Below are 11,020 nucleotides of genomic sequence, written 5' to 3'. Positions count from 1 at the left end.
CATTGAGAATTATTTAAGCTGGTTTAGGTTTATGGAAGATAACACTGAGTATTCAGATCAAACATGGATAAAAGAGGCATTATGATATGAATTTTTTATACCCACACTCAACTACAACACAGCCACAAATAAACAGTATCTCTAAATACGCCATTTTTTGCTTATAAAACATTCAGCTCACTGGCTAGTAATTTAGCTAAGTGGTTTTAATTTTTGCTGCTGTTTATTATGATGAGCGTACTCCCTGCCTTTTTAAATCCATTAAGGTTTTTTCAGTCATTTTATTAAGGATTATCTCATGTCTAGCTATAACGAATCTCCAGAGCAAATTGCACAAGCCACTGAGGGCTATGTGATGCAACAAACTATGTTGCGTATTAAAGATCCAAAACCGTCGCTGGCATTTTATGAAAACGTATTGGGTATGAAGCTGTTAGGTAAGTACGACTTTCCTGGTATGGAATTTACCTTGTACTTTTTAGGCTATGAGCAAGATATGCCTATAGGCGATGATAAAGAAAAAACGCAGTGGGTGTTTCGCCGCCCTGCGCTGATTGAGCTTACCCATAACTGGGGCACTGAAAACGACGATAGCTTTACCGGTTATCACAGTGGTAATGAAGAACCAAAAGGCTTTGGCCATATTGGTATTAGCGTACCCGATGTATATGTAGCGTGCGAGCGCTTTGCTAAGTACGATGTGGAGTTTGTAAAACAGCCAGATGGTGGCTCAATGAAGGGCCTTGCCTTTATTAAAGACCCTGATGGTTACTGGATTGAAATACTCTCGCCAGAGGGCATTACAGACATTATTCAATCGCAATAAAAACCATTAAACATAAAAAAGCCTGCAAATGCAGGCTTTTTGTTTACAAGTACTGTGAAAAACTTGAATTTTTTAACGTCGTAGTGCGTCTATACGTGCATCAAGCGGTGGATGAGATGAAAACAACTCAGCCATACCTTTACCACTGGCAATACCAAAGGCCATCATTGAGCCTTCTAATTGCGATGGGTGGTTTTGCTTTAATCGCTCAAGGGCTGAACGCATTTTGTCTGCGCCAACCAACTGAGCTGCGCCGTTATCGGCTGCAAATTCACGTTTACGGCTGTAATGGGCAACCACTATGCTCGCCAATACACCAAATAATACTTGGAATAACATATCGAATAAGAAGTAAGTCCAGCTACTGCCGCCCTCTTCTTCATCGCTATTGATAAAATTGTCAACAATGCCAGCCAGCACTTTCGCGGCAAAAATAACAAAGGTATTAACCACACCTTGAATAAGCGTGAGCGTTACCATGTCGCCATTAGCCACATGCGATACTTCGTGCGCCAATACGGCTTCGGCTTGATCTTGGCTCATGTTATGTAATAAACCCGTACTTACCGCCACCAGCGAATTATTTTTACTCGGGCCCGTTGCAAACGCGTTCATTTCTGGGCTGTCGTAAATAGCCACTTCTGGCATGTTAATACCAGCTTTTTTAGCTTGAGCAGCCACAGTGTTTACCAGCCATTGTTCGGTTTCGGTACGAGGTTGGGTGATCACTTGCGCACCGGTTGATTTTTTGGCGATCCATTTCGACATAAATAACGAAATAAACGATCCACCAAAACCAAATACAGTCGCAATTAGTAAAATTCCGCCAAGGCTACGATGGCTTAAGCCCAGCGCACTCATTATTATTGAAAGCACCACACCTAATACCAACATAACCGCGAGGTTAGTTAATAAAAACAAAAATACACGTTTCATACGAGTTCTCCAAAAATAACATTTATTGCTGAGCGATTTACTATGTTTGATCGGCTTTGAGCAATCACTGCGTTATGACACACTATGTCATAACGTCAGCGCTATTCTGTGACAAACTATGTCACAACACAAGGGTTATTTATGGATTTATTGATAATTTTTCAAGCAGGGTTTTATAAATTTGTAATTTAGGGCTTTGCTCTGTGTATGGGCTAATGGCAAGCAGTGGAAATGGTAAACGTGTTTTCAGTGAATCTAGGTTTGCTTGGTATTCATCCATAGTGGCATCAACTTGGTTTGCAATCCACCCTACACAATTAATCCCTAAGCTTTGCATGTGTGCAGCAGTGAGTAATGCATGATTTATACAGCCTAGTTTCATCCCTACCACTAATATTACTGGCAGTTGCTCTGCTTTTACCCAGTCGTATAAATACTCGTTATTATTAATAGGTAAAGCCCAACCACCCGCGCCTTCTGTTAACAGGTAATCTGCGCCTTGTTGCTTAACATGTTGATAAGCCATGCTGAGCTTTTCTACTGTTATGTTTATACCCGCTTGCTCTGCAGCTATGTGGGGAGCTATTGGCGGCGCAAATGCAAATGGGTTAATTATGTCGTATTTAGCGCTGACTGTGGCACTTTCCATTAGCATTAGCGCATCGGCGTTTACGAGCTGCTCAAACGCCATTTCACACCCAGAGGCAATCGGCTTAAAACCTATTGCGCGCTTTTTATGTTGTGCGAGTAACTTTAGCAGCAAACTGGTTACATGAGTTTTACCGGCGTCGGTATCGGTACCGGTAATAAAAAACTGGTTCATGGCATGGCCTTATTATTTTTACTGGGCTTTTTCTAATGATAACAATACTACATGGTAAGATACATGGGCTTTATTGTTTACAAGCGGATAGGCATCACAGACTTTTTTTAGTGCTGATTTAGTTAATAAACCACGACGACTTGTTGCATGATTTTGTGTGGTGGCACCAATGGCTTTAATCGATTTTATAGCCGCTAATGCACTGCTGTGTTGATCGGTATAAATGACTTTTTTTGAGGTATTGATCTTAAACCCTGCCTTTTCGACCGATTGGTTTATATTATTATGGCTTGCAAACTGATTAATATGATTATGTGAATCAAGCGCTGCAAAGGCGGTTTTTATCTCGTTTAATGACCCTGCAACAACCGTACTAATGTAAGCTTGCCCGCCTGGTTTTAATGCTTGGTAAAGCGAGTGCATTAAGGTTTCAAAATTAGCAGACCACTGCAGCGCAAAATTACTAAATAGCACATCAATACTATTAGCTTGCAGCGGTAAGTTATCCATATCGGCGCACAGTTTAGGGGTGTTTAAGGCACTGCTTTTTAGCATGTTAAAACTTAAATCTATGGCAACAACTTGGCCAAATAATGCCCTTAAAGTCTGAGTATTAACAAGCGGCCCTGCGCCTAGGTCAACACAGAGCTTTTTAGGGTTTGCACTAATGAGTTTAAATAAATCATTCGCCGCTTGTTTTTGCACATTAGCATGCAGGCTGTAACTGTTTGCTGCTTTTGAAAAGTTATGTGCTGTGGTTTTTTTTAAAGCCTGAGTAGCTAAATACACTGTAGTGGGGCTAAGTGGCTTAGTTTTAATTGCCTGCGGGCTTATCATGAAATGACCTTTTGTAAACTACCAACGAGTTGTTTTATATCCTCATGGGTGTGGGCTGCACTTAAGGTAATACGCAAACGCGAGGTATTGTGTAAAACAGTTGGCGGGCGAATAGCCGTTAGCCAAATGCCCTGCTGCTTTAGTTGCTCACTGGCTTTTAACGTTTGCTCAGCGCAGCCTAAAACAATCGGTTGAATCGCGGTGTTTGATTCCATTAACGCAATGTGCTGCTCTTTAGCTAGGCGTTTAAACAGCGCAATATTAGCATTTAATTTGGCTCGCCTGTCGTTGGCGTCTCTTATGCTTTTAATACGTGCCAAAGTATGAGCGGCAATAAACGGTGACATAGCGGTTGAGTAGGTATAATCACGGTTAAACTGAAGCATGTAATCTATAAAATGCTGCGAACCTAATACGCACGCCCCACTACTCGCAACCGCTTTACCAAAGGTGATCACTAAAATATCGGGCATGGTGTCGGCTGCAATTAAGGCTTCACAACTGCCAAGCCCCGATTTTCCTAAAACACCAAAACCATGGGCGTCGTCTATCATTAACCAGGCGTTATGCTGCTTTGCTAAGGTAAATAGCGCTTTAATTGGCGCGGTATCACCATCCATTGAGAACACACCTTCAGACACGATGAGCTTATTGCGCGCTTTTGATTTTTCTAGCCGTGAGCGTAAATGGTTTATATCGTTATGGTTAAAGCGTACTAACGCGGCGTTAGCGTGTAATGCGCCATCAATTAAACTGGCATGATTGAGTTTATCTTGAAAAATCGCACTGTGTTGCGCTGTCGCTTTATCTTGAAACAAGGCTTTAATAACACTGCTATTTGCGCTAAAGCCCGAATTAAACAACATGCCAGCCTCATAACCCAAAGCACTACATAAAGCTTGCTCAAGCGCTTGCTGTGGTTGTTGATAACCCGTTACTAATGCTGAGCTGTGGCTACCTAGTAATGGCGCGCTGGTTAACTCCACCGGCGAATCGCCAAACCCTAAATAATCGTTACTCGCAAAGTTAAGGTAGGTTTTATCATTAACCGTAATAGTACGCGCCGTTGCGCTTTGTACTACATAGCGTTTACGCAAGAGCTGCTGCGCTTTGCGTTCATCTAAATGGGTGTTTATAAATTCAAATGACATAAATGCTTTAACCTTCAACGCGATACTTTAAACCATTACCATAGTACTGAGCACTTTACGCTTCGTAAAACAATTCTGCGGTTGCTTTATCGGCCACTTGCGATGACAAAGACGCAGCAACGGCTTCATCTGAATAATCGTGGCGTGTTTCTGGGTTCATCCCAAGCTTTTTAATTAATTGCATGTCGGCATCGGCTTCTGGATTTTCTGTTGTTAATAGTTTATCGCCATAAAATATAGAGTTTGCGCCTGCAAAAAAGCACATTGATTGCATTTGCTCATTCATCGCATTACGTCCTGCTGATAAACGTACATAACTGTGTGGCATCATAATACGTGCTGTGGCAATGGTACGAATAAACTCAAACTGATCTAAGTCATCAACATTTTCAAGCGGTGTCCCTTTTACCTTTACTAGCATATTAATTGGCACGCTTTCGGGCTGCTGGGGTAAATTAGCTAACTGCATTAATAACCCATAACGATCGCTTGCTTGCTCCCCCATACCCACAATACCGCCCGAGCAGACTTTCATACCAGCGTCTCGTACATTACCTATAGTATCAAGACGGTCTTGAAAGGTGCGAGTTGATATAATTTGCTCATAGTACTCAGGTGAGGTGTCGAGGTTGTGGTTATAGTAATCAAGCCCTGCACTGCGCAGTTCATGGGCTTTTTCGTTATTTAACATGCCTAAAGTCATACAGGTTTCAAGGCCAAGGGCTTTTACTTCTTTTACCATTTGCGAAATGTATGGCATGTCTCTGTCTTTTGGATCTGACCATGCGGCCCCCATACAAAAACGAGTGGCGCCTTTTTGTTTTGCTAACCGCGCTTGCTCTACCACTTTTTCTACTTCTAGCAGGCGTTCGCGCTCTAAATCAGTTTTATAATGCCCCGATTGCGGGCAATATTTACAGTCTTCTGGGCAAGCACCGGTTTTAATAGATAACAACGTAGAAATTTGTACTTCGTTTGGATTAAAATTAGCGCGATGAACAGAGGCGGCTTTAAACAATAAATCGTTAAATGGCATTTCAAATAAGGCTTTCACCTCACTGTGGGTCCAATCGTGTCGAACTGTTGCAAGCTCCATAATACTCTCTTTTATTTTTTGATCTTGGTGTTATTGGCTTAGAATACGTATTGCCGTACCATTGTCAACGAAGCTCACTTAGTTAAAGTTTACATATGAACATAAAACAAACAATAGACCTTGATTTTGATCGTCAGCACATTTGGCACCCCTACACATCAATGACTCAACCTATTCCGGTTTACCCCGTTACGCATGCAAATCACAATATTATTCACTTAGAAACGGGGGAGCAACTTATTGACGGTATGGCCTCATGGTGGAGTGCTATTCACGGCTATAATCATCCGGTTTTAAATGAAGCGATGCACGCCCAAATAAATAAAATGAGCCATGTAATGTTTGGTGGCATAACCCACCAGCCAGCAGTAGAGCTCTGTAAAAAGCTGGTTGCAATAACCCCGAGTAAGTTGCAAAAAGTATTTTTAGCCGACAGCGGCTCGGTAAGTGTTGAAGTGGCGATAAAAATGGCTTTGCAATATTGGCTTAGTCAAGGAGTAACCAGCAAACAAAAACTGATGACGCCTTATAAAGGCTATCATGGCGATACCTTCGCTGCGATGAGCGTATGTGATCCTATTAATTCTATGCACTCTTTATATCAAGGCTTTTTACCTGAGCATGTATTTGTGCCTGCACCAAAGACTCAGTTTGGACAACAGTTCGATAAACAAGAAGCACACCACCTTGCACAGTATTTCGAAGAACATCATCAGCATGTTGCAGCTTTTATCATCGAGCCAATTGTACAAAATGCAGGGGGAATGAACTTCTATCATCCTGAGTATTTAAGAACCGTGCGTGAACTATGCGATCGTTACGGTGTATTATTAATTTGTGATGAAATAGCCACAGGGTTTGGCCGCACAGGTAAGCTATTTGCCGTAGAACATGCTGATATTGAGCCAGATATTTTATGCATAGGTAAAGCACTCACAGGTGGCATGATGACGTTATCTGCAACATTAACCACAGATAAAATTGCCATTGGTATCAGCGAAGGTGAAGCTGGGGTATTAATGCATGGCCCAACATTTATGGGCAATCCATTGGCCTGCGCAGTGGCTTGTGCGAGTATTGATTTATTACTTGAGCAAGACTGGCAAGCACAAATAGCCCACCTAAACGATGCGCTGCAAGCATTACACCGTTGTAATGATCTTGAGCATGTTGTTGATGTAAGAACGTTAGGAGCAATTGGTGTGGTTGAACTCGATACTGTTATCGATGTAGCAAAGATACAAGCTTTCTTTGTTAGTAAAAATGTATGGATCCGCCCTTTTGGTAAGCTTATCTATTTAATGCCACCGTATATTAGTTGTTCAGGCGATATCACCACATTAGCTAACGCCATTTACGCCGCAATTGCCGGAAAACATTATTAGCATATCATCAAGACCCCAAATAATTACCCAACCTAATCGTAATTTGGGTAATTATTACCACTCAAACATATAAGCCATTTTGCTGATCATTTTCAGTGGAATGTTATGGCTATTACGTTTGGCGTACAGGTGTTGCATTGATTTGTCTTTTACTTCACCCACAATCACTTCTTTAACTTGGTAGCCTAGTGCAACAGCGGCTTGGCTATAAGCAATAAATTCCCATTTCTTGATGTTAGTATTATCAACAATAATAAGTGGGATTTCTTGCGCTAACGCATTTATAAAACGAGCTAAATTTAAATTGTGGTATTGCGACAGTTTGAACTTATCAAACTGATACTCCCCTTGCTCATTATAAAAATAATCATCGGTCGAACAAATTAAGTATTGGCTTTGATCGCCCGCTACCATTTCATCGGCTAGGTTTTGCGCATAATAAGACTTACCACACCCTGGTAAACCACGTAAAATAAAGACTTGTTTCATAATACCTATATGTTTAGCAAGTTAGTTTAAATATCGTAATTGCATATAATGCCACAAAACCCGTTTTTATCGCAGTGAAAATCGCCTTTAAATTTTGATCTAAGTTGTTTCTTATCACAAAAAATTAAAGTTCTAGGTTTTAAACGACAAAAAACCACAAAAATGCAAAAGAATAAGCAAAGAGTTACTTTTGAATGTTTTTTTATTTTACATTCAAAGGTAAGATACACCGTTCAAGTGCAATAGCGCACATATTAATGTAGGCAACTTATATCATTGGAGTGAAGATGAGCCACTTAGCGATTTCAGAGCTATTAAAAGGCAAGGTTGCGGTAGACAGCCAAGTAACAATTAAAGGCTGGATCCGTACACGCCGCGATTCAAAAGCAGGAATTTCATTTTTAGCCGTTCATGACGGTTCGTGTTTTGATCCTATTCAAGCGGTAGTACCTAATTCACTAAATAATTATGATGAAGTTACTAGCCTAACAGCCGGTTGCTCTGTGTCAGTTACTGGTGTTTTAGTACAATCAGCAGGCCAAGGTCAATCTTTCGAAATTCAAGCAAATAGCGTACAGGTACTTGGTTGGGTAGAAAACCCAGACTCATACCCAATGTCGGCAAAACGCCACAGCATTGAGTATTTACGTGAGCACGCTCACCTTCGCCCACGTACCAATATGATTGGTGCGGTAACACGTGTACGTAACTGTTTAGCGCAAGCTATTCACCGTTTCTACCATGAGCAAGGTTATTACTGGATCAGCACCCCTATCATCACCGCAAGTGACTGTGAAGGTGCAGGCGAAATGTTCCGCGTATCAACGCTTGATATGCAAAACTTGCCACGTACAGATAAAGGCGATGTTGATTACAGCGAAGACTTCTTCGGTAAAGAAGCATTCCTTACTGTATCAGGTCAGTTAAATGGTGAGACTTACGCCTCAGCGATGTCAAAAATTTATACTTTTGGCCCGACTTTCCGTGCAGAGAATTCAAATACTTCTCGCCACTTGGCAGAGTTTTGGATGGTCGAGCCAGAAGTTGCGTTTGCTGATTTAGAAGATATCGCCAAACTTGCTGAAAACATGCTTAAGTATGTGTTCAAAGCGGTGCTTGAAGAACGTCGTGATGATATGGAGTTTTTTGCTCAACGTGTTGAGAAAACAGCTATCACGCGCCTAGAAGAATTTGTTGAGAAAGATTTTGCACAAGTTGATTACACTGATGCAGTAGAAATTCTTAAAAGCTGTGGTAAGAAATTTGAATACGCCGTTGAATGGGGTGTTGACTTACAATCTGAGCACGAGCGTTACTTAGCAGAAGAGCACTTTAAAGCACCAGTGGTTATTAAAAACTACCCACGTGATATTAAAGCATTCTACATGCGCCAAAATGAAGACGGCAAAACCGTTGCTGCAATGGACGTTGTAGCACCAGGTATTGGCGAGATCATTGGTGGTTCACAGCGTGAAGAACGTCTTGATGTACTTGATGCACGTTTAGAAGAAATGGGCTTAAACAAAGAAGACTACAGCTGGTATCGCGACCTACGTAAATACGGTTCAGTACCACACTCTGGTTTTGGCTTAGGTTTCGAACGTTTAGTTGCCTATGTAACTGGTATGGGCAACGTACGTGACGTTATTGCCTTCCCACGTACCAAAGGCAGTGCAACTTACTAAAATGAGTTGATGCTCATTACTGCAATAGATTACTGCAAAAGCCAACCTTAGGGTTGGCTTTTTTGTTTGCTAAGTCAATCAGTCGACTTCCCTATTAGACCTTTTATTAATTGATTTTCTGTGCTTTATATTTAAGACTGAAAATTACAACTCAACAAAGGTCAATGGAATGAATTTAAAATCGCTATGCTATACACTCTTCGCTGTCAGTATTGGTTTTCTATATTACTTCGAGCAACTATCGATAGTCGCGGCGCTAATCATTGCAATTTTTACTGCTCTATTCGCTTTTACAGCCAAGTTAACTGACAAAAAACCAAACCCTGCGTCAGACATTAATAAACAGCCCCAACTCAGCAATGTTGCTCAAAACATCACAGTGGCAACCTCTCAAAATGCAATTGGTGCAGCAGAAGTCGGATTCTATGTAGATAGCCTAACTAAAGAGATTGATGGTTGTTACAGTGAAAGCGAATCGGTTAGCGCTGCAACACAGGCGTTATCCCATAACAGTAGTGAACTCACTAATAGTATCACCATCGTAAATGCAGCAATGTTGCAAACATCTCAGGCATCAACATCAGCAGAGCAACGCTTGCAAATAGCCACACAACAAATTGATTCGTTGTCTAACTCAATTACTAACGTCGCAAGTAAGTTAGATTTATTGTTAAAAAGTGCAACTGATATTCAAAGCATTACCCAAGTTATTCAAACCATTGCTGAGCAAACTAATTTACTGGCATTAAATGCCGCCATAGAAGCAGCACGAGCGGGTGAACAAGGCAGAGGCTTTGCTGTAGTTGCCGATGAAGTACGTAATCTTGCCAATAAAACCAATCAAGCCACTAAACAAATTGCACAGATGCTAACTGAGATCAATACTAATAGCGTGCAAACAAATGATGATATGAAACAGGTTTCTTTACAAAGTGATGAAGTGAAAACCGAACTCGAAAATGTTACCCAAGCATTTTTAACAATAAATCATGATATTACAGACTCATCATCAACCTTAGAAAACATGCAGCAAGCAGTATCTGCTTTTCAACAAGCAACCACACAAATAAATACCTCTGTATCAAGTATCAGCCACTTGCTAGCTGAAATAGCAACCAAAGGTAACTCAATTTCATCACAAGCAGCTATGTTATCGATAGGATCTGAAACCATCTTTAGAGAGCTCAGTAAAGTTGAACACAATGCCTTTTTTAAGCCTATACTCAATGCCGCAACAACGGCAAGCAATGCAATCGCGGTAAAATTTAATGAGTTGCTAGAAACGAAGCAATTAACTGAAAAGCAGTTGTTCTCACAAGAATATCAAGCAATTAAAAATACTAACCCCACAAAATATACAACACCATACGATACTTTAACCGATAAAATTTTACCGCCAATTCAAGAGCCTACCCTTGAAAATGACAAAATTCTTTTTGCTGGTGCCGTAGACAAAAAAGGTTACTTCCCTACCCACAATAAGCGCTACAGCCAGCCACTAACCGGCAACTACCAACAAGACTTAGTGAATAATCGCACTAAACGTATTTTCAACGATGCCACCGGCAGCCGCTGTGGCAGCCACACCGAGAGCTTTTTATTACAAACCTATAAACGTGATACCGGCGAGATTTTACATGATCTATCAGTACCCATTTATGTAAATGGCAAACACTGGGGCGGCTTTAGAATTGGTTTTAAAAGTAGCTAAAAAGAAGCTGTAAGCCGTCAGCTGTAAGCGATAAGTATTAAAAACAGCGTTAAACGTATCATCGTAGGTTGTGGTTGAGAG

At 41.0% G+C, this 11,020-nt stretch carries 10 protein-coding genes; 4 read left to right on the top strand and 6 right to left on the bottom strand.

Annotated elements, in window-relative coordinates; all coding sequences use genetic code 11:
• The first annotated feature begins 298 nt into the window (after window positions 1-298).
• A complete protein-coding gene (gene gloA, locus H5201_RS02230) occupies window positions 299-826 on the top strand; it encodes a lactoylglutathione lyase (RefSeq protein WP_182783611.1) in 528 nt (175 codons plus the stop codon).
• A gap of 72 nt (window positions 827-898) precedes the next feature.
• On the opposite strand, the gene htpX is transcribed toward gloA, so the two are convergent.
• From htpX to bioB, 5 genes are all read right to left on the bottom strand, one after another.
• The gene (htpX, locus tag H5201_RS02225) at window positions 899-1,762 is read right to left on the bottom strand and encodes a protease HtpX (protein WP_064666216.1); all 864 of its coding nucleotides are present in this window, start codon (window positions 1,760-1,762) and stop codon (window positions 899-901) included.
• Between the two features lie 139 nt (window positions 1,763-1,901).
• Window positions 1,902-2,585: a dethiobiotin synthase gene (gene bioD / locus H5201_RS02220; RefSeq protein WP_182783609.1), complete on the bottom strand. Its 684-nt coding sequence runs from the start codon at window positions 2,583-2,585 to the stop codon at window positions 1,902-1,904.
• Between the two features lie 18 nt (window positions 2,586-2,603).
• The gene (locus H5201_RS02215) at window positions 2,604-3,422 is read right to left on the bottom strand and encodes a methyltransferase domain-containing protein (protein ID WP_182783607.1); all 819 of its coding nucleotides are present in this window, start codon (window positions 3,420-3,422) and stop codon (window positions 2,604-2,606) included.
• The gene (locus H5201_RS02210; RefSeq protein WP_182783605.1) at window positions 3,419-4,573 is read right to left on the bottom strand and encodes an 8-amino-7-oxononanoate synthase; all 1,155 of its coding nucleotides are present in this window, start codon (window positions 4,571-4,573) and stop codon (window positions 3,419-3,421) included. Before H5201_RS02210 ends, H5201_RS02215 begins: the two co-directional genes overlap by 4 nt.
• Window positions 4,574-4,628: 55 nt before the next feature.
• Window positions 4,629-5,669, bottom strand: a complete 1,041-nt coding sequence (gene bioB / locus H5201_RS02205; protein WP_182732094.1) for a biotin synthase BioB — start codon at window positions 5,667-5,669, stop codon at window positions 4,629-4,631.
• A 95-nt stretch (window positions 5,670-5,764) separates the two neighbouring features.
• On the opposite strand from bioB, the gene bioA reads away from it, so the two are divergent.
• A complete protein-coding gene (gene bioA, locus H5201_RS02200) occupies window positions 5,765-7,054 on the top strand; it encodes an adenosylmethionine--8-amino-7-oxononanoate transaminase (protein WP_182718871.1) in 1,290 nt (429 codons plus the stop codon).
• 54 nt (window positions 7,055-7,108) lie between these two features.
• On the opposite strand, the gene H5201_RS02195 is transcribed toward bioA, so the two are convergent.
• Window positions 7,109-7,543 (bottom strand): AAA family ATPase, encoded by a 435-nt coding sequence (locus tag H5201_RS02195; protein ID WP_145233300.1) that lies wholly within the window; start codon window positions 7,541-7,543, stop codon window positions 7,109-7,111.
• A gap of 287 nt (window positions 7,544-7,830) precedes the next feature.
• Between H5201_RS02195 and asnS the strand changes: the two genes are divergently transcribed.
• On the top strand, window positions 7,831-9,228 hold the full coding sequence (asnS, locus tag H5201_RS02190) for an asparagine--tRNA ligase (protein ID WP_182718872.1): 1,398 nt from the start codon (window positions 7,831-7,833) through the stop codon (window positions 9,226-9,228).
• Between the two features lie 169 nt (window positions 9,229-9,397).
• A complete protein-coding gene (locus H5201_RS02185) occupies window positions 9,398-10,939 on the top strand; it encodes a methyl-accepting chemotaxis protein (protein WP_182718873.1) in 1,542 nt (513 codons plus the stop codon).
• Window positions 10,940-11,020: the final 81 nt, after the last annotated feature.

This window comes from Pseudoalteromonas sp. SG43-6 (assembly GCF_014164365.1).
GTDB lineage: Bacteria > Pseudomonadota > Gammaproteobacteria > Enterobacterales > Alteromonadaceae > Pseudoalteromonas > Pseudoalteromonas rhizosphaerae.
Note: the sequence above shows the minus strand (reverse complement) of the source record. Positions and strands in the feature narration are given on the sequence as shown.